This is a genomic window from Streptomyces sp. JLBG701 (assembly GCF_058544905.1).
This window is the reverse complement of the sequence record NZ_CM178588.1, coordinates 6,048,136-6,074,409: the sequence shown is the minus strand read 5'-3', so window position 1 is coordinate 6,074,409 and position 26,274 is coordinate 6,048,136. Positions and strand designations below refer to the sequence as shown.

The 26,274-nt window shown below is 70.9% G+C and carries 18 protein-coding genes and 1 pseudogene; 10 read left to right on the top strand and 9 right to left on the bottom strand.

Annotation, left to right across the window (positions count from 1 at the left end):
* The first annotated feature begins 60 nt into the window (after positions 1–60).
* The 3 genes from AC5DRG_RS28140 to AC5DRG_RS28130 all read left to right on the top strand — a co-directional run bounded on the left by AC5DRG_RS28140 (position 61) and on the right by AC5DRG_RS28130 (position 6,081).
* Complete coding sequence (locus AC5DRG_RS28140) at positions 61–2,130, top strand: AfsR/SARP family transcriptional regulator (protein WP_491802229.1); 2,070 nt, start codon at positions 61–63, stop codon at positions 2,128–2,130.
* Positions 2,127–2,963 (top strand): alpha/beta fold hydrolase, encoded by an 837-nt coding sequence (locus tag AC5DRG_RS28135; RefSeq protein ID WP_491802228.1) that lies wholly within the window; start codon positions 2,127–2,129, stop codon positions 2,961–2,963. The genes AC5DRG_RS28140 and AC5DRG_RS28135 overlap by 4 nt, the downstream gene beginning before the upstream one ends.
* 67 nt (positions 2,964–3,030) lie before the next feature.
* Positions 3,031–6,081: an AfsR/SARP family transcriptional regulator gene (locus tag AC5DRG_RS28130; protein ID WP_491802227.1), complete on the top strand. Its 3,051-nt coding sequence runs from the start codon at positions 3,031–3,033 to the stop codon at positions 6,079–6,081.
* Positions 6,082–6,177: 96 nt separating this feature from the next.
* On the opposite strand, the pseudogene AC5DRG_RS28125 reads toward AC5DRG_RS28130, so the two are convergent.
* The 3 genes and pseudogenes from AC5DRG_RS28125 to AC5DRG_RS28115 all read right to left on the bottom strand — a co-directional run.
* Positions 6,178–6,996: pseudogene (locus AC5DRG_RS28125) on the bottom strand (TIGR03619 family F420-dependent LLM class oxidoreductase); the annotation flags it as partial.
* A gap of 81 nt (positions 6,997–7,077) precedes the next feature.
* Positions 7,078–10,134, bottom strand: a complete 3,057-nt coding sequence (locus AC5DRG_RS28120; protein ID WP_491802226.1) for an FG-GAP repeat domain-containing protein — start codon at positions 10,132–10,134, stop codon at positions 7,078–7,080.
* A gap of 196 nt (positions 10,135–10,330) precedes the next feature.
* A complete protein-coding gene (locus tag AC5DRG_RS28115) occupies positions 10,331–12,292 on the bottom strand; it encodes an RICIN domain-containing protein (RefSeq protein WP_491802225.1) in 1,962 nt (653 codons plus the stop codon).
* 149 nt (positions 12,293–12,441) lie between these two features.
* Here AC5DRG_RS28115 and AC5DRG_RS28110 point away from each other — a divergent pair, with 149 nt between their 5' ends.
* Complete coding sequence (locus AC5DRG_RS28110; protein ID WP_491802224.1) at positions 12,442–12,825, top strand: ATP-binding protein; 384 nt, start codon at positions 12,442–12,444, stop codon at positions 12,823–12,825.
* 28 nt (positions 12,826–12,853) lie between these two features.
* On the opposite strand, the gene AC5DRG_RS28105 is transcribed toward AC5DRG_RS28110, so the two are convergent.
* On the bottom strand, positions 12,854–13,072 hold the full coding sequence (locus AC5DRG_RS28105; protein ID WP_491802223.1) for a DUF7192 family protein: 219 nt from the start codon (positions 13,070–13,072) through the stop codon (positions 12,854–12,856).
* 36 nt (positions 13,073–13,108) lie between these two features.
* Positions 13,109–13,771 (bottom strand): TetR/AcrR family transcriptional regulator, encoded by a 663-nt coding sequence (locus AC5DRG_RS28100; RefSeq protein ID WP_491802222.1) that lies wholly within the window; start codon positions 13,769–13,771, stop codon positions 13,109–13,111.
* Between the two features lie 220 nt (positions 13,772–13,991).
* Between AC5DRG_RS28100 and AC5DRG_RS28095 the strand changes: the two genes are divergently transcribed.
* A complete protein-coding gene (locus AC5DRG_RS28095) occupies positions 13,992–15,617 on the top strand; it encodes a GMC oxidoreductase (protein WP_491813181.1) in 1,626 nt (541 codons plus the stop codon).
* Between the two features lie 48 nt (positions 15,618–15,665).
* Here AC5DRG_RS28095 and AC5DRG_RS28090 read toward each other — a convergent pair whose 3' ends face one another.
* On the bottom strand, positions 15,666–16,154 hold the full coding sequence (locus AC5DRG_RS28090) for a carboxymuconolactone decarboxylase family protein (protein ID WP_491802221.1): 489 nt from the start codon (positions 16,152–16,154) through the stop codon (positions 15,666–15,668).
* Positions 16,155–16,156: 2 nt separating this feature from the next.
* Positions 16,157–17,245 (bottom strand): NAD(P)H-dependent amine dehydrogenase family protein, encoded by a 1,089-nt coding sequence (locus tag AC5DRG_RS28085; protein WP_491802220.1) that lies wholly within the window; start codon positions 17,243–17,245, stop codon positions 16,157–16,159.
* Positions 17,246–17,466: 221 nt separating this feature from the next.
* On the opposite strand from AC5DRG_RS28085, the gene AC5DRG_RS28080 reads away from it, so the two are divergent.
* The 3 genes from AC5DRG_RS28080 (at position 17,467) to AC5DRG_RS28070 (ending at position 21,582) form a co-directional block, all read left to right on the top strand.
* Positions 17,467–18,234: a polysaccharide deacetylase family protein gene (locus tag AC5DRG_RS28080; RefSeq protein WP_491802219.1), complete on the top strand. Its 768-nt coding sequence runs from the start codon at positions 17,467–17,469 to the stop codon at positions 18,232–18,234.
* Positions 18,235–18,346: 112 nt separating this feature from the next.
* Positions 18,347–20,017, top strand: a complete 1,671-nt coding sequence (locus AC5DRG_RS28075) for a serine/threonine-protein kinase (protein ID WP_491802218.1) — start codon at positions 18,347–18,349, stop codon at positions 20,015–20,017.
* 83 nt (positions 20,018–20,100) lie between these two features.
* Entirely contained in the window at positions 20,101–21,582 is a 1,482-nt protein-coding gene (locus tag AC5DRG_RS28070; RefSeq protein WP_491802217.1) for an FAD-binding protein, read from the top strand.
* Here AC5DRG_RS28070 and AC5DRG_RS28065 read toward each other — a convergent pair.
* Entirely contained in the window at positions 21,579–22,796 is a 1,218-nt protein-coding gene (locus tag AC5DRG_RS28065) for a serine hydrolase domain-containing protein (protein ID WP_491802216.1), read from the bottom strand. The two genes, AC5DRG_RS28070 and AC5DRG_RS28065, sit on opposite strands and share 4 nt — an antisense overlap.
* 419 nt (positions 22,797–23,215) lie before the next feature.
* Here AC5DRG_RS28065 and AC5DRG_RS28060 point away from each other — a divergent pair, with 419 nt between their 5' ends.
* Both AC5DRG_RS28060 and AC5DRG_RS28055 read left to right on the top strand, forming a co-directional pair.
* On the top strand, positions 23,216–23,878 hold the full coding sequence (locus AC5DRG_RS28060; protein ID WP_491802215.1) for a Type 1 glutamine amidotransferase-like domain-containing protein: 663 nt from the start codon (positions 23,216–23,218) through the stop codon (positions 23,876–23,878).
* Positions 23,879–23,992: 114 nt separating this feature from the next.
* Positions 23,993–25,141 (top strand): phosphotransferase family protein, encoded by a 1,149-nt coding sequence (locus tag AC5DRG_RS28055; protein WP_491802214.1) that lies wholly within the window; start codon positions 23,993–23,995, stop codon positions 25,139–25,141.
* 217 nt (positions 25,142–25,358) lie between these two features.
* Here AC5DRG_RS28055 and AC5DRG_RS28050 read toward each other — a convergent pair whose 3' ends face one another.
* Positions 25,359–26,207 (bottom strand): LysR family transcriptional regulator, encoded by an 849-nt coding sequence (locus tag AC5DRG_RS28050; protein WP_491802213.1) that lies wholly within the window; start codon positions 26,205–26,207, stop codon positions 25,359–25,361.
* Positions 26,208–26,274 lie beyond the last annotated feature (67 nt).

Below are 26,274 nucleotides of genomic sequence, written 5' to 3'. Positions count from 1 at the left end.
GAGTACCGTTCCCGCCGCTGCCTAGCATGACGACCAGGTCGGCGGGGGCGGAGGGATGCGATGACACCGGTGCCGTTACGGTTCACGGTTCTCGGGGACGTACGGGTCTGGCGGGACGAGGTCGAGGTGGACCCGGGACCGCCCCTGCGGCGCACGCTCCTCGCCCTTCTGCTGGCCCGGTCCGGTTCCCCGGTGCCGTTGCCGGACATCGTCGACGCGCTCTGGGGCGCGGACCGGCAGCCCGCACGCGCGGTGAACATGGTGCATCGCCATGTCGGCGCGCTACGACGGCTGTTGGAGCCGGATCTGCCCAACCGGGCGGCAGGCACACTGCTGTTGCGGGGCGGAGGCGGCTATCGGCTGCTGGCGCCGACCGACTCGGTGGATCTGTCGCGGTTCCGCCAACAGGTCGGCACAGCAAGGAAGTTGCTACGGCGACCCGACCCCGGGCAGGCCGTGGAGGTGTTTGCGGACGCGCTCGCGCTACGGCACGGCCCGACCGCCGGCTGCCCCGCCGAGGCTCCCCCGCATCCCGTCTTCACCGAGCTGGATCGCGAGTACGACGCCGTGGTCCGCGAGGCCGCCGACGTGGCCCTCGGCTGCGGCGCGGCGACCCGCATCCTGCCCGCCCTCACCGAGACCGCGACCCGCCACCCGCTCGACGAGGGGCTCCAGTCCCTGCTCGTCCGGGCCCTCACGGCGACCGGCCGACGGACGGAGGCGCTGGAGGTGTTCCGCTCGGCGGCGACCCGGCTGACCGACGAGCTGGGCGTCGACCCCGGGTCGGAGCTGACCGCGGCCGGGCGAGAGGCGACCGCGGCGGATGCGGAAGCCCGCACGGCGGCACACGCGCCGGGAGTTGAAGGCCGTACGGAATCCGGCACCGCTCTCGCGGACTCGTCCGGCGACCCAACGCCGCCCGCCTCCGTGACCTCACCTACGTCCGCCCCCGACACACCACCCGTAATGCCGGCCCAACTCCCCGCGCCGCTCCCAGTCTTCGTCGGCCGGGAAGCCGAACTGGCCCGTCTGCGCGCCCTGGTCACCGAAACCGACCCCGGTCCCGAGACCACTGCCACCACCCCGCCCTCCACCGTCATCAGCACCATCACCGGCCCCGCCGGCGTCGGCAAGACCGCCCTCGCCCTGCACCTCGCCCACGACGTGGCCGATCGCTTCCCGGACGGGCAGCTGTATGCCGGCCTCCGTGGCTTCGCGCCCGACGCCGCCCGGCCCACGCATCCCCAGGACGCCCTACGGGGGTTCCTGGACGCCCTCGGCGTACCGGCCGCGCGCATACCCGACGGACTCGACGCCCAAGCCGCCCTGTACCGCAGCCTGTTGGCGGGCCGCAGGGTGCTGGTGGTGCTGGACAACGCACGCGACGGCGCGCAGGTGCGGCCGTTGCTCCCCGGGGCCCCCGGCTGTCTGGTGCTCGTGACCAGCCGCAACCGGCTCACCGGGCTGGTCTCCGCCGACGGCGCCCACCCGCTCGCCCTGGACGTGCTCACTGCGGCCGAGGCCCGCTCGGCCCTGGCCCTGCGGGTCGGTGCGGCCAGGGTGAACGCCGAACCGGAGGCGGCGTCGGAGATCGTGTCGCTCACCGCGCGGCTCCCCCTCGCCCTGGCCATGGTCGCCGCGCGCGCCGCCGCGCACCCCGGGTTTCCGCTGGCGGCGCTGGCCGGGCAGTTGCGGGCGGCTCAGGGCGGGCTCGACGCGTTCCGGGACACCGACCCCGCGACCGACGTACGGGCGGTGTTCTCATGGTCGTACGACGCACTCGGGGCCGCCGCCGCCCGCCTCTTCCGGCTGCTGTCGCTGCATCCGGGCGCCGAGTTGACCGTCCAAGCCGCAGCCGCCCTCGCCGGCGAGCCCGTCGCACGAACCCGGTCCCTGCTCGCCGAACTCGCCGACGCCCACCTGCTCACCGAACGCTCGCCCGGCCGATACGGCTGCCACGACCTGCTGCGCGCGTACGCCACCGAACTCGTCCGCGCCGACGAGAGCGTGGACGAGCGCATGCGTGGTCACAAGCCAGGCACACTTCGTCCACTGCGCCCTGCCTACGCTCCCGCCACCTTCGAAGGGCCCGCAGAACCAGTGAACTTGCGCGAGGAGCGTGTGCAGTGACGTACAGCGTGATCAACGGAAACCGACTGTTCCACACCGACGAGGGCCCCGCGGGCGACCGTTCGGGCGAGACCCTGCTGCTGGTGCACGGCGCGACCTGCGACTCACACGACTGGTCGGCGCAGATCGGGGCGTTCGCCGCGCGGCACCGGGTGATCGCGCCCGACCTGCGCGGTCACGGCCGGTCGTCCGGGCTGACCGGCGGGCAGCGCCCGCGGGACTTCGCGGCGGACCTGGTGGAGCTGATCGACGAGATCGACGCCGGTCCGGTGGTCGTCGTGGGGCACTCGCTGGGCGCTCTCGTCGGCTCCGTCCTCGCGGTCGAACACCCCTCCCTGGTACGGGCGGTGGTCACCGTGGACCCCTCTTACGGCTTCGAGGCGGAGTTCGCGCCGCAGCTCGCCGCCGCCTTCCGCGTCCCGGACCCGGTCGGTACGGCCGCCGCGGTACTCGGCGGCCTGGAGAACACCGCCGCGACCGGCCCCGAGGCGGACGCCCTGCGCGTCTGGCACCGCAGGCGGACCCTCGGCATGGACCCGATGACCGTACGGGACGTCTTCCACGGCCTGTTCGACGAGAGCGCCGTCGCGCTGACCGTGCGGCCCGGCGTCGAGACGTACCTCGCCCGCCGCGCCTGCCCGGTGCTGTCGCTGTCGGCGGCCGACTCCCTCAAGGCCAAGGGGATCGACGGGGACTGGGAGGAGTCCCTGAGCACGCACCCGTACAGCGCTTCGGTCGTGCTCGAAGAGGTCGGCCACTGGCTGTTCCAGGAGCGGGCGGCCGAGTTCAACGCGCTGGTGCTGGGCTGGATCGACGGGCTTCCGGCCGCCTGACCGGGCTGCGGGGCGCCCGCACGGGGGACCGCGCGCGAGGAATGACCACGGGGACTGTGCACGAGGGATGGCTACGACGGTGACGATGCGGTTCGCGGTTCTGGGACCGGTACGAGTGTGGCGCGACGGCGCGGAGGTGCCGCTCGGCGCCGCCCAGCAACGTCTGCTGCTGGCGCTGCTGATGGCACACGCGGGGCGCCCGGTGGCCATGGAGGAGGTACAGCTCGCGCTGTGGGGCGAGGCACCGCCGGGCTCGCCCGCGAACGCGGTGTACCGGCACATCGGCGTACTGCGGCGGCTGCTGGAGCCGGAGTTGGCGATGCGGGCGACGGGGCGGTGGCTGGTCCGGGACGCGGGCGGCTACCGGCTGAACGCGTCGCCGGAGACCCTGGACCTGCTGGGGTTCCGGGAGCTGGTGCGGAGGGCGCGGGCGGCCGGGGGTGCCGAGGCCGCCGTAGCGCTGTACCTGGAGGCGCTGAACCTGCGCACCGGTACGGTCGCGACGGGGGTGCCCGTGGAGGCGCGTTCGCACCCCGCGTTCGTCGCGTTGGAGCGGGAATACCTGGGGGTGGTGAGGGAGGCGGCCGACGCGGGGATGGGAGCGGGAACGGGCACGGGCGCGGGCGCGGCAGTAGGTGCCGGTGCGGTCGGGCAGTTGCTCGCCGTGCTGCACCGGGCCGCGGCCGAGCATCCGCTCGACGAGCCACTCCAGGCCCGCCTGGTGCGCGCCCTGGCGGCGACCGGGCAGCGGGCGGCGGCCCTTGACACCTGGCAGCGGGTCCGGGCCGTGCTCGCCGCCGAGCTGGGCGTCGAGCCCGGGGCCGAGCTGCGGGCCGTACAGGAGGAAGTGCTGCGTGCGGGCGTCCCGGCGCAGCCGACGGGGCCCGTGACGCCCGCGCTACGGGTGCACTCGCCGCCCGCGACGCCCTTGCCCGAGACTCCCGAGTCGTCGGCTTCCACGCCCGTGACGCCCATACCCCCCACTCCCTCTCCGGCCCGGCTCTCCGTCGTCCCCGACGCACCGGAGCGGCACACGGCGCCCGCCCCCTTCGTACGGCCGACCCAACTCCCTTCCGAGCTCGGCGCGTTCGCGGGCCGGCGGTCCGAACTCGCCGAGCTGGTAGGCCTGTCGGCCAGGGACATACCCGGCATGCGGATCGCCGTGATCAGCGGGATGGGCGGCATCGGCAAGACCACGCTGGCCGTGCGCTGGGCGTACCGCATCGCGCACCGTTTCCCGGACGGGCAGTTGTACGTCAACCTGCGCGGCTTCGACCCCGGCGGCGCGGCGACGGACCCGGGCGAGGCGCTGCGCGGCTTCCTGGAGGCGCTCGGGGTGCCGCCGCAGCGGATGCCGGCCGGCACGGACGCCCAGACCGGTCTCTACCGCAGTCTGCTCGCCCGGCGCCGCGTGCTGATCCTCCTGGACAACGCGCGGGACGCCGAACAGGTCCGTCCGCTGCTCCCGGGCAGCCCGGGTTGCCTGGTCGTCGTCACCAGCCGGGACCGGCTGTTCGGCCTGGTCACCGCCGAGGCCGCGCATCCCCTCGCCCTGGACCGGCTCTCGTCCGCCGAGGCCCGGGAGTCCCTCGTACGGCGGCTCGGCGCCGACCGGGTGCTGGCCGAGCCGGACGCCGTGGCGGAGATCGTCGCCCGGTGCGCGGGGCTGCCGCTGGCCCTGGCCGTCGTCGCCACCCGGGCGGCCACCCACCCCGCCTTCCCGCTGGCCGCTGTCGCCGCCGACCTGCGGGAGGCCCGGGACAGCCTGGACGCCTTCACGGATCCCGACCCGGCCGGTGACGTACGGGCGGTCCTGTCGTGGTCCTACCGTGCGCTGAGCCCGGGGGCCGCGCGGCTGCTGCGGCTGCTGTCGACGCACCCCGGTCCGGACGTCACGGTGCCGGCCGCGACGGCCGTCGCGGACCGCGCCCCGGAGGAGATCCGCCGACTGCTGGCCGAACTCACCCGCGCCCACCTGCTCACGGAACACCTGCCCGGCCGATACACGTGCCACGACCTGCTGCGGACGTACGCCATGGAACGCGCGGCGCGGGACGACGGGCCGGCCGAGCGGGACGCGGCCCGGCTCCGCCTCCTCGACCACTGTCTGCACACCGCGTACGCCGCCGGACTCCGCTACTCCCCCTGGTGGACGACCAGTTCTCTGTCCACAGCTGTGGACGGCGCCCGCCCCGAGTCCTTCGCCGACGACGGACAGGCGCTGCGCTGGTACACGGCCGAGCGGCGGGTCCTGCACGCGCTCGTTGCCCCGGCTGCGGAGGCGGGCCATGACGCCCATGTGTGGCGGCTGGCCTGGGCGCTGGAGCGCTTCATGGACCGGCAGGGCCACTGGCACGAGTCCGCCGCGCTGCACCGTGCCGGTCTCGACGCGGCCGTACGCGACGGCGACCGCACCGCGCAGGCGCATCTGCACCGCGGCCTGGCCCGCGCCTCGGCCCGCCTCGAACGGTACGAGGACGCCCGCACCCACATCCGGCACTCCCTCGGCCTGTGCACCGAACTCGGCGACTCCCTCGGCCTCGCCCACGCCCACCGCAGCCACGGCTGGCTGCTCGACCGGCTCGGCGACCACGACGGAGCGCTGGACGCGGCCGGCCGGGCGCTCGCCCTCTACCGGGCGGCCGGCGACCACCTGGCCGCGACCAGCGCCCTGCACGCCCTGGGCTGGACCCACGTCCTGCGGGGCGACCACCGCCGGGCCGCCGCCCACTTCGAGGAGACCCTGACCGCGATCGCCGGCCTCGGCGGAACCCGCTACGGCGAGGCCGGCACCTGGGCCAGCCTCGGCATCGCCCGCCACCACCTGGGCGAACACCAACAGGCCATCGCCTGCTACCAGTGCGCGCTACGGCTCTACCGCGAGGTCGGCGACACCTTCAGCGAGGCCGGGACACTGCGCCACCTCGGCGACACCTACCTCGCCACCGGCGACCCCGGCGCCGCCCGCACCGTATGGGAGCGCGCCCTGCACCTGCTGGCCGCGGCCGACCCCACGACCGCGGAGGAACTGCGCACCAGGCTCCTCGCGTTGGGGGACGAGGTGTCCGCGCCGAGGATCACCGCGGTCCCCGAACCGCACACCCGGGCCTCGACCTAGACGCAGCCGCTTCGCCAACTCCTCGACGGCATCAAGGAGTTGCCCGGTCGTGGTGGTGGTCTGCTGGAAATCGACGAACGCCTCCACCTCGCCGATGCCGGCCTCGGCCGTGCTCAGCAGATAGTCGGCGATCTGCGCGACCGTGCCCTCGTTCGGGACGCGGTCCGCGGGCGCCGGGGTGTCGGTCAGGTTGGCGTTGACGCGGATGACCGTGCGCAGCGCGTCCGCGTCCCGGCCGGCCATGTCGGCCGCCCGGCGCACGGTGTCCCACAGCGTGGTGAGCACGGGTGCCGGCAGCCCCGCCGACAGCCAGCCGTCTCCGCGCCGCCCGATCCGCTCCAGGGCGCCGGGTGAGAATCCGCCGAACAGCAGGGGCGGCCGGGGCCGTTGGACCGGCTTGGGCCCGATGCTCGACGGCGGAATCGACCACCGCTCACCGTCATGACACACCTCGGCGCTGCCCCAGATGGCCTCCGCCGCGTCCAGCCACTGCTCCAGCTGCTCCCCGCGCCGCTCCCACGGCACCCCGACCGCCCGGTACTCGTCGCGCATCCAGCCGAGGCCGATGCCGACGTCGAGGCGTCCGTGGCTGACGACGTCCAGGGAGGTCAGCGTGCGGGCGAGCAGGACCGGCGCGTACCACAGGGCGTTCAACGTGCTGGTGCCCAGCCGCACCCGCCCGGTGACCGCCGCGGCCAGCGTCAGCACGGTGAGCGGGTCGAGAAACGTGCGGTATTCCTCCGGCATCGTGCCGTCCCCGCCCGGATAGGGGTCCTTCAGCTGACGCGGGGTGAGGATGCGGTCCGCGGTCCAGAGACTGTCGTAGCCCAACTCCTCGGCGGCACGGGCGACTTCGATCACCGCCTCGGGCGTGGCGAAGACACCGTACTGAGGCACGGCGAGACCTGTACGCATGGGAGTTCCCCTCTCTTCTCCTGACTCCGTCGCAGGAGGGGCGCCCACGCTAGGCCGCGCTTGTGCACGAGAAGTGACCGCTCAGAACACACCCTTGAACGCCTGCCACCCCGAGGCGATCTTCGTGCGGCCCCCGAACGAACCCTTCCCGTTCCCGCTGTTGCGCCACACGTTGCCGGAGGTGTCCCGGGAGATGATGTCCGCCTTGCCGTCGCCGGTGATGTCGCCGACGCCGACGACGGCGTTGTAGGAACCGCCCCAGGCCGCGAACAGCTTCACGCGCGCCTTGAAGCCGCCCGTGCCCTTGCCGAAGTACCGGTACAGGTTGTTGGACTTGTCCTGGGCGATCAGGTCGCCGACGCCGTCGCCGTTGAGGTCGCCGACGCCCACGATCTTCTTGTACGTCTTCCAGTTGGCGTAGAGCTTCACGCGCGCCGACAGCTTCCCCGCCGATGTCCCCTTGTAGAGGTAGACGGCCCCGGTGGAGCTGTTGCGGGCGATGAGGTCGGGCCGGCCGTCGCCGTTCACATCCCCGGGCGCGGTCAGCACGTCGTACTGGTTCCAGCCCTTGCCGAGCGAGGTGTGCGGGGTGCTCTTGATGAAGGCCTGTCCGCGCATGGTCCGGTAGACCCGCAGCTCGCCGCTGCTGAACCGCACGAGGACGTCGTTGCGGCGGTCGCCGTTGAGGTCGCCGAACGGGACCAGCGTCACGGAGGAGGGCCAGCCGGAGGCCTGCATGGCCGTGCCGAAGGCGCCCGTCCCGTTGCCCGGCCGGTAGCTGATGACGCCGGACGAGCTGAGGGTCAGGGCGTCGCCGATTCCGTCGGGCGCCCAGGTGCCGCCGTTGGTGAAGTCGCGGCGTACGGCGGCTCCTTCGGACACCTTCACCGTCTTGGACACCGTCAGCGCCGGTCCCGAACCGTCGGCGGACGGGGCCGTCAACTTGAAGGTGTACGTGCCGTTGGGGACAAGCGCGCCCTTGCTGTCGCGCTCGTCCCAGCGCGTGGTCAGGGTGCCGGACGTCTCCCCGCCGGAGAACGTGCGGACCACCGCGCCGGTGGCCTTGCTGGTGACCGTGGCCGTCCAGGACGCGGCGGGCTTGGAGAGCAGCCCGCGCCACTGCCACCACGGGCTGCTCGTCTCCGAGGAGTAGACCGTCTCGGACTCGGCCGCGGCGAGCCCCTGGGTGGCGACCTCGCTCGGTACCAGGTGGATCCGCTTGTCCGCGTCCACGTAGGCCGCGGGCCCGCCGAACTTGTCCACCGTCCAGGTCACCCCGCGCAGGCTGGACGTGCCCGCCGCCAGGTCGCCGATCTTGCGGGTGGTCGCGGTGCCGCCGGAAAAGGCGGTGAGGAGGAGCGTCCCGGCCGAGGTGTCGTGCCGGACGAGGTAGCCGTCGCCGAGCAGGGCCTCGCCGGACGGGACGGGGATGTTCTTTTTCGCTGTACGGTCCCAGACGCCCGCCGTCGCGGCCGTGCCGCAGGACCAGTAGATCCAACGGCCCACCGCCTGAAGCTCCTTGGGGACGCACGGGGCGCCCGTGCTGACGGTGTCGGTGGTCTTGCCGGTCTTCAGGTCCTTGGCGGTGACGACACCGGTACCGGAACCCGGCGTCCACAGGCTGCTCCCCCAGACGGAGGCGGCCGTGACGGAGCGGGTGACGATGGGCTGCAGGTCCGTGTAGACGCCGAGGTCGCCGACGTACTGCTTGGTGGGGGACGTGCCGTTGACGATGGCGTAGCGGCCGGTGATGTCGAGGACGGTTCCGGCGGCCGAGGGCAGGAAGAAGCCCGCCTGGTTGTCGAGGGACTGGACGATCGAGTCGACGGTGGGGTCGGGCTCGGCGGCGAACGTCACCACCTGTCCGTCGCCGGTGGCGTAGGGCCCCTCCCCGCGGCTGTCCCAGGTCTGCCAGGTCGGCGCGCTCGGCGTTCCGTCGGCGGCGATGCGCCGGGTGTAATAGGCGCCCATGAAGCTGCTGTTGGTCTCGTCGGTGGCCAGGGTGCCGTTCTGCAGCGACAGATGGCTGATCGTCGCGGCCATCGGCGGAACGGAGGTCAGTTCCGTCAGGGTCGGGGTGTCCGCGCCCGTGTCGGTGACCCGGCGTACCGCCCAGTGCCCGGCGTCGGCGCCGCCGACGGCCAGCAGACTGCCGTCCGGTGCCGTGACGAGGGAACTGTTCGCGTGCCGGAGCAGGGTGAGCGGGTCACCGCCCGTGAGCGGGACGGCCATGAGCGGCTGCCCGGACTTGTCGACCAGGTTGTTCGGGGTCAGCGTCATGGAACGGGACACCACCAGCCAGCGTCCGGCGATGCCCACGGACGGGGTGCCCTCCGCGTCGGGCAGCGTCACCGTCGTCTCGGCGGCGGAGAGGTCGGCGCGGTCCAGGACGTGTGCCACCGGGTTGTCGGACCGGTACCAGACCAGCCGGTCCGCGCTCAGCGCGACGGCCGTCGGAGCGGCGGACACGGTCACATCGCCGGTGACCGTCGCGGTGGCCAGGTCCACCAGCGCCAGGTGCCGCTCGCCGCTCGCCGGCGCGTAGCCGATGACGGCAGTGCCACTGTCGCCGCCCAGGACGCTGAAGTTGGTCGTGATTCCGGTCGGCCATCCCTCGACGAGGGTGCCGTCGGCGGGGGAGCCGTCGCCGTAGAGCCACAGCACGCGGTTGTCTTCGGCGTCCCGGGCCTGGGTCAGCACATGGGTGCCGAAGGTGGCCATGTAAGTGCCGTGGGTGATGGCGACGTCCGTGCTGGTGCCGGCGGAGACGTCTCTGAGGACGACCTTCTCGGTGCGCGAAACCACATCGGCCACGACGTCGGACGACGATCCCAGGTACGCGGTGGGTTCGAGTCGGGCCAGTTCGCCCAGCTCGGTCGTCGTACCGGTGTCGTACGACGTCCACAGGTAGCCGGAACTCCCCTCCTGGACATGCAGATAGCCACTGGGTCCTGCGGTGTGGATCCGGTCCCCGCGCGGTATGTAGCGATCCGCCTGGAAGACCTTCTCCGCCGTGAGGGCGGTGCCCGCGACATCGCCCGCCGCGTCGGCAGTGACGGCGAGCGGGCCGGGGCCGGCGCTCACGGCGAGGACTGCCAACGCAGCGACGACGCCACGGGTGATGGTGGGACGGGCCATCGTCGACTCCTGGGCCTCTCAACGGAAAAGGCGTGACGGGACGGCGGCGGCCGATCAGGCGCGCGTCGGCGGTGCTGCGAAAATGTCCAGCCCCCCGAGCTGCCCCCCCATGCACAGCGGCACGAGAGTAACAGCAGACGCAGGCCCATCAGGAGTAACGGGAAGAGATCACGGAACGGCCCCCAACCCCCGTGGTTCAGTCGGTGAGGTGGGCGATCGACAGAGTCGTGGTGGTCGGGGAGGCGCCGGACATCGCGGAGCTGTAGTCGGGCGTGGAGGACGCGAAGGCCCAGGTGAGGCTGCCGTCCGGAAGGGTCGCGATGTCTCCGGCGATACGGGCGTCCACCACCTGATCCGCCGCGACCGGCGTTCCCGTGGCGTCGACGACGCGCAGGTGGGTGCCGGTGAACTTGCCGGTGCAGGTGCCCTCCTTGCAGGTGGCGTTGGCGACGCTCTCCCAGGAGACGAGCAGGTTCTTGCCGTACGGGGTGATGTGGACGTTGCGGTGATCGGTGCCGGTGTCGTCGGTCAGGGCCACCACACTGCCGGGTGTCGAGGCGTCCTTCAGGAACGCGACCGCCACCTGGTGGGTGTCCCTCTTGGGCGTGACCGTCCAGCCACGGCCGCTGCTGTCCGCCGTGTTCTTGACCGCCGAGGCCGCTCCCCGGGAGGCAAAGGCCGTGGCGTAACCGCCGGTCGAGGTCTTCACCATGTCTCCGGAGGAACTCGGGTACGCCCCACCGCAGTAACCCGCCCAGCACTGCTCGCGCTGCACGACGGGGGCGTCGTCCGGAGCGCCGATCCCGGTGCTGACGAACAGTCCGGACCGCCAGTCGTCGAAGCAGAGGGAGGGGAAGGCGCCGGAGGCCGCCGGGGCCAGGGCGATGCCCTCGTTGTGGCTGCAACCCCAGTCCCAGCCACCGGACTTCACAGTTCCGGAGTCGTCGACGTAGGCCAGCTTGTCGCCGTAGTGGCCGTCGGCGAAGCCGCCCGCGCCGTGCACGACGAAGTAGGCGCCGTACTGGCTGCCGTTCCACTTCAGGGCGCCGTCGAGCACCGGTGAGGTGTCGTTGCTCGCGGTGCCGGTCAGCTTCTTGCTGAAGAGTGCGGAGCCGTTCTGGTAGCGGATCAGGGCGGCGGCCGTGTCGCCCCACTTGTTGGTGTCCGGGACCCTGGTCAGCAGCGCGAAGCCGTCGTCGTGGGCGACCAGTCCGCTGACCTCATCCGTGTCCGGGACCACGGTGTCGGAGCCCTGCCGCTCCAAGGTGGGTGAAAGCGAGGTCACATGGACGCCGTCGGCCGCCGGCCAGGCCACCCGCACCGAACCGTCGGGGGCCGCCTGGGTGTCGACGCGGGTCCACTGCGGGAGTTGGTTGTAGCCGGACTCCAGGTAGCCGAAGGCCGTCGGAAGCGTCACCTTGGAGACGGTGAGCTTCTGGGCGAGCGTGGTGGCGGTGCTCGCGGAGGCAGAGGCGGAGGCGGAGACAGACGCGGAGGCGGAGGGTGCGGCGGAAGTGGTGGCCGACGCCGACGGGCTCGCCGTGGACGTGGCGGTGCCGGCGACCGGCGCCAGCTTCCACTGCTGGTTGGCGCCGCTGTTGGCCTTGTACTGGATGATCCCCGCGCCGTCGGCGGTGGAACGCGCCCTGACGTCCAGCGCCTTGCCGCTGTTGCGGTTGACGACCTTGACGGCGCCGCCGGCCAGGTCGGTGATCTTCCACTGCTGGTGCGCGGCTGCGGAGTCGGCCGCCTGGTCGACCGCGGCCTTGTCCGCCTTCGAGGCGCCCTTGACCTCCAGCACCTTGCCGCTGTTGCGGTTGACCAGTTCGTAGTAGCCGCTGTCGGTGGACTTCAGCCGCCACTGCTGGTTCTCACCACCGTTGTCGACGCGCTGGACGGCCTGCGCGCCGTCGGCGGTGGAACTCCCCGTGATTTCCAGCACCTTGCCGCTGCCGACCGACACCAGACGGTAGTAGACCGTGGAGTCGATCGTCGCGGCCTCGGAGTCCGGCTGCGAGAGCAAGAGATACGGCCCCAGCACCGCCGGCACACCGATCAGCAGGCCGGCCACGGTCCAGCGCTTGCGGTGCCGGCCGCGCGGTCGCCGCCGCGTGGCGGCCGCAGGTGCCGTGAGGCCGGGGTCCTTGATGTCACTCATGCGACAGATCTCCTTGAACGAGCACTGTGGATCGGCTCGTAAGTGGTCGCCGAGGAAGCGAAGGTTGCCGCGCCCATGCCGTGGTCCATGCCGTGGTCATGCCAATACGGGGTGGGGGCTCAGGTCGGCAGGCGCTCGGAGGTGGCAGATTGGCACGTCGCCCCAGTCGGAACGACCGGAACGATCCGGATGCCCCGCACTCCCCCGGCCACCCGCACTCCTCCGGCGCCCCGGACCTCATCGGGCGTGCGGACGAACTCGCCGCCCTGCTCGACGTGTTGGAGAACGGACCGGCGCTCGTCGTGATCGAGGGGGAGGCCGGCATCGGGAAGACGCGGCTCATCCGCGAGGCGGTCGCCTCGATGGTCAACACACCTGAGGTGTCCGTGGAGTTCGTGTCCCGGGGCGCCACCGGGCGAGCCGTCCTCGCGGCCCACGCCGGCAGCGGATGGGCGTCACTGCGCGCGAGCGGTGCGGACCACTCCGGCAACACCTTCAGGCAGACGGTGATCCGCGCCTACCCCATCGGCTGACACCGGCCGGGTCTCCGACGTACGGGGGTCACCCTCCCGCCACCGAGGCGAAGCGGTCGGTCGCGCTCGGGTAGCTGCAGAAGCCCGACCAGATCTCGACGCTGTGCCCCGAGGCGATGATGGCCGAGCACAACGCGGCCAGGGCCACTCCGCGATGACGTACGGCCGAGTGCGGTGTGGTGTTGACGTAGCCGGTCGGGACCAGGAAGGTCACCACCCGGCCCCGCGCCGAGATCCGCTGGGGCACCGCGTCGTACCGCGCGGTAGCGGTCGCCCCGGGTTGTCAGGTCGCCGTGGGCCGCCCCAGCAGGTCGGCGAGCTCGGCCTCGTAGAACTGCGCGGGGTCGAAGCCCATGCCGGTGAAGTGGCCGGCGAGTTCCAGGGAAAGGACGCCGTGCAGACGGGTCCAGAAGGTCAGGGCCCGGTGGAGTAGGGCGGGTGGGGCGGGGTGGTCGCCCGCCCAGTCGCGGTGGTCGGCGAGGTGGGCGGCGAACGGGGTCGCCGGGCCGTCGGCGGGGGGTTCGGCGTAGAGCGCGTCGAGCAGGGTCGCCATGATCTCCGAGGCGATCGCGGTGATGTCGTCGGGGGCGTGATAGCCGGGGACCGGCGTTCCGTAGACGAGGAAGTACCGGTGGGGGTCGGTCAGGGCCCAGTCGCGCAGGGCGTGCGCGAGGCCGGTCGGGTCGGCGCCCTTCGTGCGGGCCGCTCGGAGGGTGTCGGCGAGGCTGCGGTACGCGTCCCTGATCAGCTCGGTGATCAGGTCGTCGCGGCTGGCGAAGTAGCGGTAGAGGGCGGGTCCGCTCATCCCCATCTGCTTGGCGATCGCGTTGAGGGAGAGCGCGGACGCGCCCGCCGTGGCGATCTGCTCCCACGCGCGCTCCTTGACCTCCGTACGCACCTGGGTGCGGTAGCGCTCGCGCGGTGTCGTCGCCCCTGCTCCGGCCATGGTCGGCCCTCCTTCAGCGTCGAGTTAGACGCTATCACGAAGGTTATGGACACTCTCTTCATGATTCGCGGGTTCGAATTGATGCCAAAGGGAGGGGTGCGCCACCGGTCTATTCCTGGTGCGAAAAACTCGCGAACGGCACTCAAGTTACCCGTAGGTTTCTCGTGACTTATTTCACCCTTCTGAGTAGAACTCGTTTCGATTATGGAATCGAAAGGAGATCTACGTGGGCACCAGACCCGGCAAAACAGTGCAGGGAAGAGGCTTGTCCCGGCGTCGACTTATTGGAGGAACAGGTTCTATTATTGGCGCCGCCGCTCTGGGCGCATTCGACATCCCGACCGCCGCAGCGATCGAACCCGGCGCACAGGTAGCCGCACTCGTGATAGGCACCGGATACGGCGGTTCCGTCACCGCGCTGCGGCTGGCGCAGGCCGGCGTGGACGTGCAGATGGTGGAAATGGGGATGGCGTGGGACACCCCGGGAACGGACGGAAAGATCTTCGCCAACACCGCCAGCCCCGACTACCGCTCCTTCTGGCTGCGGACCCGCACCAAGCAGCCGGTCACCCAGTTCCTCGGCTATCCGCTCGACAAGGACGTCCCGCTGTACACCGGCGTCCTGGACGCCGAGGACATGGGCGGCATCCTCGTGTACCAGGGGCGGGGCGTCGGCGGCGGCTCCCTCGTCAACGGCGGTATGGCGGTGACCCCCGACCGCTCCCGCTTCCCCGGGGTGCTCCCCTCGGTCGACGCCGACGAGATGTACGACGTGTACTACCCGCGCGCGAACAGCACGCTCGGCGCCGCCACGATCGACCCGGCGTGGTTCGAGACGACGGACTGCTACCAGTACGCGCGCGTAGGCCGTAAGCACGCGCAACGCTCCGGCTTCACCTTCAGGTTCGTCCCCAGCGTCTACGACTGGGACTACATGGAGCGGGAGGCCGCGGGGTCGGTGCCCAAGTCGGCGCTGGCCGGCGAGATCCTGTACGGCAACAACTACGGCAAGAAGTCCCTCCAGAAGACCTATCTCGCCCAGGCCCGCGCGACCGGCCGGGTCGCCATCTCACCGCTGCACAGGGTCACTTCGGTGACCCCGGCCACCAGCGGTTACACCGTGACCATGGAGCAGCTCGACACCAGCGGGAACGTCATCACCACCAAGACCGTCACCGCCGCGCGGGTGTTCTTCGCCGCGGGCAGCGTCGGCACCAGCAAGCTGCTGGTCAAACTGAAGGCCACGGGCGCGCTGCCCGCCCTCAACTCCGAGATCGGCAACGGCTGGGGCGAGAACGGCAACGTCATGTGCGGCCGGGCCAACCATCTGTGGGACCCGACCGGAGCGCTCCAGTCGTCGATGCCGACCGCGGGGATCGACAACTGGGCCGCGGGCGGGGCGTTCGCCGAGATCGCGCCGCTACCGACCGGGATCGAGACCTATGCGTCGTTCTATCTGTCGATCACCAACAACCCCAACCGGGCCAGGTTCACCTGGAACGCCTCGACGGGGAAGGTGGAGCTGAACTGGCAGACCGCGTGGAAGCAGGCCTCGATCGACATGGCGGAGACGATCTTCGACAAGATCAACTCCACCGAGGGGACCGTCTACCGCTCGGACCTGTTCGGCGCCTACAAGATCTGGGGCGACCATCTCACGTACCACCCGCTCGGTGGCGCGGTGCTCAACAAGGCCACTGACAACTACGGCCGTCTGCACGGCTATTCGGGCCTGTACGTGATGGACGGCGCGCTGATCCCGGGCAATGTCACGGTCAATCCCTTCGTGACCATCACCGCGCTCGCCGAGCGCAACATCGAGAAGGTCATCGACCAGGACTTCTGACCCCTGTGGGCCGTGGCCGATGTGCCACGGCCCGCATCCCGAAACGCCTTACGAACCCTGTGCCGAGGGAAGCACACAGACACTGTCGAGGCCCAGCACATGGTTGAGCCGGCCGAAGGCCAGCCAGGAGCCGATGCTCATGCTCAGCTCCACGATCTCGGCCTGGGTGTAGTGGGCCTTCATCCGGTCCCAGAACTCGTCGTCCAGGTGGTGATGGTCGAGGGCGTAACGCTCCGCGTACTCGGCGGCGAGCCGGGTCCGTTCGTCGAAGGAGTCCGTCGTACGCCACCGCTCGACCGCGCTCAGGAACCCCTCCTCGACCTTCTGCCCGTCGCGTTCGGTGCGCCAGTCCAGGCAGAACTGACAGCCGTTGATCTGCGCGATGCGCATGCGGGCGGCCTCGAACTCGCGCAGCCCGAGGGTCGAGTACTCGTAGACGGACAGGGAGAAGGTGCTGGCCGCGTGTCCGATCTTGGGCACCATGTCACCCCAGACGTACGGGATGGGCTCGGCGCCCTCGGGAATGTCGATCCGCATGATCACTTCTTTCCCAGTCTGCCCACCGCGGGGCGCAGCGGGACGTCGAGTGCGTCGAAAAGACCCGGCTCGGCGTCGACGAGCCAGTCGATGGCGTTCACCAGCCGGCCGGCCGCCGTCGCGTTGCCGCCGGCGGCCCTGTTCCCACCCTCGTCGGTGGCTTCGACCGTGACCTCTATCCGGGGGCGCCCTTCGATGATCACGCGATGTGCGCCCGCCCCGCCGTCGGACGGCGTCGGCCAGTCCGGGGCACAGGCGGCGTGAATACGGGTGACATGCTCGATGACGATGCGGGGCTCGCCCGCCACCACGCCCTGCACCTCGAAACGCACGGCTCCCTGGGTACCGGCCGAGAACTCCCCCATCGTGTCGGTCACGACGGAGGATTCGAGGGGACGACGCTCCAAGGTCTCCTCGATACCGTCCAGTTCGACGCCCAGGGCCCGCGCCATCATCCGCAGCTGTCCGCCCCAGACCATCGTCGGAATGCCCTCGGCGAGCATCAGCGGCTGATAGTCCAGCGGATGTCCCATACCGATCAGCTGGCGTACGGCTTCCTCCTGGTCGTACGTCGAGTAGTCGAAGATCTCCTGGCAGCGGACGGCGTCGATGTCGGACCCGAGCCCACTGGCCAACAGCGGCAGCACGTCGTTGGCCCACCCCGGGTCCACACCCGACACGAACAGCGAGCCGCCCCCGGCCTCGACGGATGCGAGCAGTACGTCGCGGATCTCGTCCGGCGCGTTCGTGCAGTCGTACATGCCGTACAGGGACGGCGTGACGACCACCGCGCCGGCGCGGATCGCGCGGCTGATGTCATCGAGGGCACCGTCCATACGGACGTCACCGGACGCCGCGTACACGACCGCGCGGGGCGCTTCGGAAAGAACCCCGGAGAGAACCCCGTCCACGTCGTCCGTCGCCGCCACCCCGAGGCGCCGGCCGAGTCCGCTGAGTTCGCCCGCGTCCTTGCCGACCTTGGCGGGACTGGACACCAGCACGGCCACCAGGCTGAGCATCGGATGCGCCACGACAGCCCGAACGGCCGCCCGCCCAACGTTGCCTGTGCCCCAAACCACCGTGGGAATCATGGCCGGAGGGTAACGATGCACCCCAAAACTTCCCATAGCCGTGCACGAGGAATCGGGTTCCGGGCCAGGGCCACCCGCCGCTCGCTCAGTTGTCCGGGAACCACCCCGGGATTGTCCTTGATCGGTAACGGACGCATCCCGTGGCCGCTGTTTCTCGTCCTGCCAGTTGGTCGCGAGTTGACCAAGGTATCGGCGAGTAACTGCGGGGAAGCGGAGCGGACATGGCGCGGCACGGCGGCGGGCGAGGCTGGTACGGCCAGGTGCTGGGCGCGGCGCTCGGGGTGACGTTGCTGGCCGCCGGTGCCTCGATGTGGACCGCGCAGGCCGGTGCCGTGGGCGGCTCGCCATCGAAGGCGACCGTGTCGGCCACGCCCGACGTCAAGCCGGTCTCGGTGACCATCGCGCACGCCTCGGACCAGGGGGCGCGCGGCGTCAACATCACCATCGACGACGGTCCAGACCCCGTGTGGACCCCCCAAGTGCTCGACGTGCTGCGGGAGTACGGGGTGAAGGCCACGTTCTGCATGGTGGGGATGCAGGCGCAGGCCCACCCGGACCTCGTGAAGCAGGTGGTCGCGGCCGGGCACCGGCTGTGCGACCACTCGGTGTCGCACGACACCACCATGGACAAGAAGTCCGAGGCCTACCAGTCGCAGCAGATCCTCGACGCCGAACACATGATCACCGAGGCGTCCGGGGGCGTACGACCGATGTACTACCGGGCGCCCGGCGGGGCCTTCACCCCGTACAGCCGCAAGCTCGCCGCCTCCCGCGGCATGCGCCCGCTGGGCTGGAACGTGGACACCAAGGACTTCGAGCAGCCCGGCACGGACGCCATCGTCGCCACCGTCGAGCAGGAGCTGCCGGGCGGGCCGACGGTCCTCTTCCACGACGCGGGAGGCGACCGCTCCCAGACCGTCGAGGCCCTGCGCCTGATCCTCCCCCGGCTCAAGGAGCAGGGCTACTCGTTCGGCTTCCCGGTGCGCTGAGCCCCGGCCCTGCTGCCAAGCCAAGAAGCCTGCCGAGGCCCAGGGGAGCCGATACGCTCGAAGGTGGCCATGAACCGGGGGCGGGGCTGGGGGCGGGGGCATGGATCCGCGGATGCAGTTGTCGGTGGGCGGATACGTCTGCGAGCGCGTACTGGGCCGAGGCGGGCAGGGTGTGGTGTGGCTCGCCAAGGACCGGTCGGGGCGGCAGGTCGTGGTGAAGTTCCTGCTGCCGGGCAAGGAGTACGACGAGGTCGCGCTCGCCCGCATACGCCGGGAGTTCGACGCGGCGAGCCGGGTCGGTGAACTGGCCACGGCCCGGGTCCTCGACGCCGACCTGACCGGGCGAAACCCTTACATCGTCAGCGAGTTCGTGCCGGGTCCCACGATCCACCAGCATGTGGACGCGGGCGGCCCGCTGCCCTCCGGCCGGCTCCAGTCCGTGGCGCTGGCCGTCGCGCACGCGTTGGCGCAGGTGCACCGGCTGAGTGTCGTGCACCGGGACATCAAACCGTCCAACATCCTGCTCTCCCCGGACGGACCGCGGATCATCGACTTCGGTATCGCCCGCGACGACCGCTTGCTCGAATCGGCGCTCACCACACCGGGCAGTGTGCTCGGCTCGCCCGCGTACATGTCGCCCGAGCAGGTCAAGTCGGCCCGGGTCACCGCCGCTTCCGACGTGTTCTCCCTCGGCGGCACGCTGTACTTCGCCGCGACGGGGCGCCATCCCTTCGACGGGGAGAGCGACTACGAAGTACTCGTCGCCGTGTGCACCCTCGACGCGGATCTCACGGAGGTACCGGAGCCGGTCCGTTCGGTCATCGCCGACTGTCTGCACAAGGACCCGGCCCAACGTCCCACCGCCGCCCAGCTCGTCACCCGGCTCGCGGGGGCGACGGAGGCGGATGCGGAAGCCGAAGCGGAGGCCGAAGTGAGAGCTATGGCGGGCGCGCGGACAGAGCCGGGTACGCCCTCGCCACCGCCGCCGCCCGACCCCGGCACGAGCGGCAAGCAACTACGGCTGTGGGGGTTCGCCGGCGGTTGTGCCGCGGCGGCCGTGCTGCTGGCCATCGTGCTCAGCACCACCTCGGGGGGATCGTCGACGGAGGACGGCCCGCAGGCCGACGGCTCGGCCTCCTCGTCCTCGTCCACACCGTCCGGGAGACCCCTGAGCTCCCAACCTCTCTCGTACACCGATGACTTGACCGACTCGGGCGACTGGTCGTACAAGGACCCGGCCCTGGGCAAGGTCACGCATGCGGGCGGGACCATGCTGGTGGATCCCAGGACCCAGCTGGAGGTGTGGCCGCAGGCGCCCTTCGAGCCGTCCTCGTTCGCGGTACGGCTGAGCACCCAGACGACCTGGTACGGGGGCGACGGCGGGGTCGGGCTGTGGTGCAACGGCTCGGGGGACTACTGGAAGGGGTCCCGCTGGACGACGTACCTGACCACAGGTCAGGAGGCCCTGATCGTGCGGGAGTTCCGGTACAAGGGAACCTTCCAACACGACCGGGTCGTCGAGGTCGACCTCGCGGACCTGGGCCTGAAGGTGGAGAGTCAACAGCAGGTCGACATGGCGATGACCTGCTCCTCGGCCGGCGAGGGCCGGATCAAGGTGGAGCTCGCCGTCGACGGCACCCGGGTCGCCTCGTACACCGGCGCCGCCTTCGACGCGCGGGGCTGCGGTGTGGCCGCCTTCCACTACAACGAGACCGATCCGCAGGGCACGGCCTTCCACGCGGGCTTCGAACGCTTCACGGCGTCGGAGCCGCCGACGCGCTGAACTCGACGAGCCGGCTTCGTGGTGAACTCCCTTAGACTCCGGGGGATTTGACCATTCCGCACGGCTTCGAGGTGGTAGCGCTCATGTCTCACACACCGTCACGGCGTAGCGTTCTGCGCGGGCTCACGGTCGCCGGTGCGACAGTGGTCGGCTTCGATCCCGCCGCCCGGAGCTGGGCCGTAACCGGGGCCGAGTCCGAGTCCGGCTCGGGCGAGCTGGCGGGGATTCCTGCGTTGGACGGGACGCTCGTCTTCGACGAAGCGTCTCTCGTCGCCGCCGCCGACGACTACGGGCACATCGTGCACCGCAGACCCGTCGCCGTCCTGCGCCCGGGCTCGGTCCGCGATGTCGTCGTCATGGTGCGGTTCTGCAATGAGCACCGTCTCCAGGTCGCGCCGCGCGGTCAGGGGCACGCCACGTTCGGGCAGGCGCAGGTCCAGGGAGGCCTGGTCATCGAGACGGCGACCCTCGCCGACGTCGGCCCCCTGACGCCGGACGCCACCACCGTCACCGTCGGGGCCGGCGCCCGTTGGAGCGAGGTGACCAAGGCGACGCTCGTCCACGGGCTCACCCCGCCCGTCTTCACCGACTACCTCGAACTCTCCGTCGGCGGCACCCTGTCCGTGGGTGGGCTTGGCGGCCAGTCCCACCAGCACGGAGCCCAGGTCGACAACGTCGCCGAGCTCCAGGTCGTCACCGGAGCCGGCGAGTTCGTACGCTGCTCCCCGACCCGGCGCGCCGACCTCTTCGACGCCGTCCTGGCCGGCCTCGGCCAGTGCGCGATCGTCGTCGGCGCCACCGTCCGCCTGGTGCGGGCGCCCGAGACCGTACGGCACTATCTGCTGCCCTACACCGACCTGGAGACCTTCCTCGACGACCAGCACATGCTCGTCCGGGACGGCCGCTTCGCCTACGTCGAGGGCCAGGTCTCGGCCGACGCCGACGGGAACTTCAACGTCTACACCCTGGAGGCGGTGGCCTACGGCCCTCCGGTCGGCCCCACCCCCGACGACACGGTCCTGCTGCGCGGCCTGCGACACGACCCGTCCGGCGTCCAGGCCTCCGACCTCCCCTACTACGACTTCCTCGACCGGCTGGCCCCCGTCGTCGCCGCCCTGAAGGCGGCCGGCCTCTGGGCGTACGCCCACCCCTGGCTCAACCTGCTGCTCCCCGGCAAGTCCGCCGCCTCCCTCATCGCGGCGGAGCTGGCCACCCTCACCCCGGCCGACGTGGGCCCCGGCGTCGTCCTCGCCTACCCGTTCCCGAGCGACCGCCTCACCACCCCGCTGCTGCCCACGCCGGACGACGAGATGACGTACCTCTTCGCGATCCTGCGGACCACGCCGCCCGAGGACACGGCCACCGTCGAGCGTCTCCTGGCCGCCAACCGCTCCGCCTACGAGGCCGCCGCGGCGGCGGGCGGCACCCAGTACCCGGTCGGCAGCATCCCCTTCACCCGCGCGGACTGGCGGGCCCACTTCGGGGCGGCCTGGCCGCGGCTGAAGTCGGCGAAGCGGACGTACGACCCGCGTGGGGTGCTGGTGCCGGGGCAGGGCATCTTCTAGCGCGGGGGGATCGGCCGGTCGTAGACGTTGCCGGGGGTCACGATCTCGGTGATCGCCCGGGCGACCAGGGAGGACGGCTCCTGGCCGGCGTGTGTGATGTCGGTGTTCATCAGCAGCACCAAGGTCGCCTTCCGCGCGGGGAGGTAGACCGTCACACTCTCGTAGCCCGGGATGGAGCCGTTGTGCCCGATCCAGCCGCCGCTCTCGAAGATGCCGAGGCCGTAACTCGTGCCGGGGTAGCCGGTCGGCAGCATCTTCAGCCGCTGCTTCTGGGTCTCCGGGCTGAGCAGCGTCCCGGTGGCGACGATCTTGGCCCAGCGGCGCAGGTCGTGCAGGTTCGAGATCATCGCCCCCGCCGACCAGGCCCAACTGGGGTTCCAGTCGGTGGAGTCCGCGACCTCGCCGCTCAGCGTCTGGTTGGTGTAGCCGTGCGCGTGCGGCTCGGGGAACTCGCGGACGTTCGGGCCGTCCGGGAACAGCGTGTCATCGAGGCGGGCCGGGCGCAGCACCCGCCGGTCGATGAAGTCGGCGATCCGGTGGCCACTGACCCTCTCGACCACCAGGCCGAGGAGGACCAGGTTGGTGTTGGAGTACTCGAACTGCTTGCCCGGCTTGAAGGTGTTGCGATGCCTGAAGCCGTACGCCAGCACCTCCTGCGGGGTGAACGAGCGGCTCGGGTCGCTCAGCAGGTCGTGCACGAAGTCCTTGTCGGAGGTGTACGGGAACAGGCCGCTGCGCATCTCGGCGAGGTGACGCAGCGTGATCCGGCGGCCGCCTGGCACGTGGTGGACGTAGCGGGAGATCGGGTCGTCCAGCCGGATCCGCCCGTCGTCGACGAGCTTGAGCAGCGCGGTGACCGTGAAGGTCTTGGTCTCGCTGCCGATCCGTGAGTACAGGTCGGTGGTCATCGGCCTGCCGGTGGCGGCGTCGGCGACCCCGGTCGCGCGGACGTAGCATCCCCGGCCCGGCATCCACAGTCCGACGGTGACACCGGGGATGCCGGCCTCCCGGCGCACGTCCGCGACGGCCTTGTCCAGCCGGGCGTTCAGCTCGCGCCCCAGGCCCTCCTGCGCGCACTTGTCCTGGTCATGCCCGTCGGCGCCGGCGAGGCGGACGGCGGTGGCGGCGGTGGCGGGAGTCGCCGCCGCCGGGGCCAGCACAGACGCCACGAGCAGCGCTGCGGCGAACAGGCGTCGGGTGGTGGTACGTCGCATGTCGGGGCGCTTCTTCCGGGACGGGGGTGAGGGTGCAACGGGGTTGAGGGTGCAACGGCACCATCCGGAGCGGGGTGGGGGGTCCTCGTGCGGTACGCGCCCCGGCGAGTCCACTCGATCGGACCCGGGCGCACCGCCGAGGCGGCGAACGAGCGGTGAGGGTCCGTCAGCAGGCTGACGGACCCTCACTCAAGGTCGGGGCTGACGCCCTGCGGCTACTTCCCGTATGCCTGGCGGAACTTGCGCCCCGTAGGACGACCCCTCAGAGAATCATCCGTGCTGCTCAGAGCGATAGAGAGCGCCCGAGCACTGTCGCTTCCCAAGCGGAGAGTGAACTTTGCGACCGAACTGCGATGAGTTCCAGCACGATTCCAGGTCTTCAGGTACGTCCACCTTCCGCGCGCGAATTTGGAGGCACCTTGAAGCTCTTGCTCACGTCAGGCGGCGTCACGAACCCGAGCATCCACTCGGCGCTCGTGGAGCTTCTCGGCAAGCCGATCGCCGAGTGCCACGCCCTCTGCGTCCCGACAGCACAGTGGGGGCACCCGATGTGCGGTCCGGCATCGGTGCGGGGCTTCGTGGCCGCCGAGCCCACGTGGCAGCACCTGTCCGGCCTGGGCTGGGCGTCGCTCGGTGTCCTTGAGCTCACCGCACTGCCCACCATCGGTGCCGAGCGATACGTCCCCTGGATCCGGGAGGCCGACGTGCTCCTGGTCGACGGCGGCGACGCGACCTATCTGTGCCACTGGATGCGGCAGTCCGGGCTGGCCGATCTGCTGCCTTCGCTGCCCGACACGGTCTGGGTGGGAGTGAGCGCCGGAAGCATGGTGATGACACCCCGGATCGGGGCGTACTTCGTCGAGTGGCCGTCCGCGCCGGACGACCGCACCCTGGGAGTCGTCGACTTCTCGATCTTCCCGCACCTGGACGCTTTCCCGCACAACACCCTGGCTGACGCAGAGCGGTGGGCCGCCGACATCGGCGTCCCGGCCTACGCCATCGACGAACAAACCGCCATCAAGGTCGTCGACGGCTCCGTCGAGGTGGTCTCCGAAGGGCAATGGACGAAATTCGGGTCATAGCCGCCCGCCATTCGTGACGTCGCGTCGTGCCGTGAGCGGCACGCCAGAGGTGCAGGCGTACACAGTGACCGGACAACTCGGCGCGAGGACGAGCGACGGTCGTAAACTGCGCTGATGTCCGCCGCCGGAGCGACCCCCCAGCGCGCCACCGTCGAAGCGCTCTTGACGGATCTCTATTCCTCGCCGCTCAAGATCGACACCTGGGTGCGCCTGGAACCCTGGGCCGCTGCGCGTGTGACATTCGGCGGAGCGATCACTCCCCGAAGTGTCGTCGTCAAATGGGTGCGGAGCCATCCGAGCGAAACCCGCACCGAACCCTGGAGACTCCGTACCGAAGTGGCCGCACTCCGGTTCCTCTCCGACGACCTCGGTCTGGAACTCACCCCTCGGGTCCTCGCCGCCGACCTTCCCGAGGGACTCATGGTCCTGGAAGACCTTGCGCCCCGCACTGCCCTGGATCACCTGCTCCGCCGTGACGGCGCCGCAACCCATGCTGACCGGTTGGCCGTCTTTGCTCGCGCCTACGGCCGACTCAACGCCGCGACCGTCGGCCACGCCGACATCTACCGCACGCGACGGATCTCCCTCGGACCGATCGACCCGCCGACCGACCACGTGAGTCGGCTCGTCCGGCACAGGGGCGAGGCACATGGACACGCCGCAGCTCTCGGCGCACCCATCACCGGACAAGCCGAGGCCGAACTCAGTGCCGCTCTCGCCGAGTTGAGCGACCCCGGCCCGTTCCTGGCCCTCAGTAACGGTGACGCGGAGACCAATAACATCCTCCTCCACGAATCCGGCCCCGCCGACGCCCGCCTCATCGACTTCGAGTCCGCCGGCTACACCCACGCCCTTGTCGACGCTGTCTGCCTGCATGTCCCGGGCCCGGCGTGGATGACCGTGGGCGACCCCATCGCCACCGGTCTTGCCGACCACTACCGCCACGCCCTGGCCGACGGAGTGCCCGAGGCCGAGGATGACCGGCGGTACGGATTCGGCCTGGCGGCAGCCTGCATCTCCTGGGCGATCATCCGTTTGCAACGGTTCGCCCTGCTCGACACCCGCGCGCCCGGCGACGACAGCAGACCCCAGCTCGTCGAGACGCTGGAGGCCGCAGCTCGCACCGCCACGGCCCATCGTGCCATCCCCCACCTCACCGGCTGGGCCCTCCGCACAGCCGACCTGCTGCGCCGACGCTGGCCCGACGCAGACCTGGACTTCACCGATGCCGCCGCTTTTCCGCCTTACACAGCGCGTCGCTGACTGATGAGAGAGTCTTCCAAAGACGGCGCGGAGTCTGGTGATCACACGTAGACCAGATCGAGGCTACGGGACGGCCCCATGATCGACGCTTGTTGAGCAAGCAATCGAGTGGGGAAGGCGAGCGGCCCTGGGGAGTTTCACGGCTGCGGCCGCATTTGTGTGAAAGGACAGCTCGGCGCCCGGCAAGGAGGAAAAGGGCCGTCGTGCGTGACGGCCCTCAGCTGGCGGCGGGAGTGATGGTGGTCTCGGCGGTGGTTGGCGGCGGCACCGATGGCATGGTGCTGTCCGCCAGGTCAAGGAGGTTCGCGATCCGGCGGTCCCGCGACTCTGCCGGCCAAGCGAGCCGGAGGTTGGTGGGGGGCAGGTCTGTGACGGGAATCCCGACCACGCCGGAGCCGAGGCGATCCGTCACGCTGTGGCCCACGACGACTACGAGCCGTCCGAGTGCAACGCGGTCGGTGAGTTCGTCCAGGCCGGTCGCGGGGGGCTCGGAGACGTAGGCGGGATCGCTGCGCAGACGAGTCAGGGAGACGTCCCGGCGCCCGGCGAGGGGATGGTTCGCGGGCAGCAGCGCGACCGGGTACTCCTCGCCGATGTCGCTGCTTTCAAGATCGAGGGGGGCCTCGGTCACACACAGCAGGGCGACGTCGGCCTGCCCGCCTCGGACAGCCGCGGCCTGATCATGGGTGAAGAGCAGGTGCATCGTGCCGTGACCGTGGCGGGTCTCGTAGCGGCGGTGGAGGTTACGCAGCAGCCCGGAGCCCATGCCCGGGGCGACGGCGATCCGCAAGGCGCCGCTTGCAGCATGGATTGTTCGCTGGGTCGCGCGATCGATTGCCTGCAATGCGTTGCGGGACTCGACCAGGAGGACCTTGCCCGCGGGGGTGAGGTCGACGCGTCGGCTTGTCCGTTCGAACAGCGTGACGCCCAGGCGCCGCTCCAACTGCGCGATGGCACGGGACAGCGGCGGGGGTGCGATGCCCAGCCGTTCGGCGGCTCGGCTGAAGTGCAGTTCCTCGGCTACTGCGACGAAGTATTCGAGCTGCCGAACCTCAAGGCGATCCATACCTCCAGGGTAATGATCTGCGAATAAGTCTGCATCGCTCTCCCCGTTGACCAGGCGGCACGCTGGA

Excerpts from the sequence above, each read along its gene's own strand:
- AC5DRG_RS28140 (WP_491802229.1), top strand. The coding sequence starts at position 61 with ATGACACCGGTGCCGTTACGGTTCACGGTTCTCGGGGACGTACGGGTC.
- AC5DRG_RS28130 (WP_491802227.1), top strand. The coding sequence starts at position 3,031 with ATGGCTACGACGGTGACGATGCGGTTCGCGGTTCTGGGACCGGTACGA.
- AC5DRG_RS28120 (WP_491802226.1), bottom strand. The coding sequence starts at position 10,134 with ATGGCCCGTCCCACCATCACCCGTGGCGTCGTCGCTGCGTTGGCAGTC.
- AC5DRG_RS28115 (WP_491802225.1), bottom strand. The coding sequence starts at position 12,292 with ATGAGTGACATCAAGGACCCCGGCCTCACGGCACCTGCGGCCGCCACG.
- AC5DRG_RS28100 (WP_491802222.1), bottom strand. The coding sequence starts at position 13,771 with ATGGCCGGAGCAGGGGCGACGACACCGCGCGAGCGCTACCGCACCCAG.
- AC5DRG_RS28090 (WP_491802221.1), bottom strand. The coding sequence starts at position 16,154 with ATGCGGATCGACATTCCCGAGGGCGCCGAGCCCATCCCGTACGTCTGG.
- AC5DRG_RS28085 (WP_491802220.1), bottom strand. The coding sequence starts at position 17,245 with ATGATTCCCACGGTGGTTTGGGGCACAGGCAACGTTGGGCGGGCGGCC.
- AC5DRG_RS28080 (WP_491802219.1), top strand. The coding sequence starts at position 17,467 with ATGGCGCGGCACGGCGGCGGGCGAGGCTGGTACGGCCAGGTGCTGGGC.
- AC5DRG_RS28075 (WP_491802218.1), top strand. The coding sequence starts at position 18,347 with ATGCAGTTGTCGGTGGGCGGATACGTCTGCGAGCGCGTACTGGGCCGA.
- AC5DRG_RS28070 (WP_491802217.1), top strand. The coding sequence starts at position 20,101 with ATGTCTCACACACCGTCACGGCGTAGCGTTCTGCGCGGGCTCACGGTC.
- AC5DRG_RS28065 (WP_491802216.1), bottom strand. The coding sequence starts at position 22,796 with ATGCGACGTACCACCACCCGACGCCTGTTCGCCGCAGCGCTGCTCGTG.
- AC5DRG_RS28055 (WP_491802214.1), top strand. The coding sequence starts at position 23,993 with ATGTCCGCCGCCGGAGCGACCCCCCAGCGCGCCACCGTCGAAGCGCTC.
- AC5DRG_RS28050 (WP_491802213.1), bottom strand. The coding sequence starts at position 26,207 with ATGGATCGCCTTGAGGTTCGGCAGCTCGAATACTTCGTCGCAGTAGCC.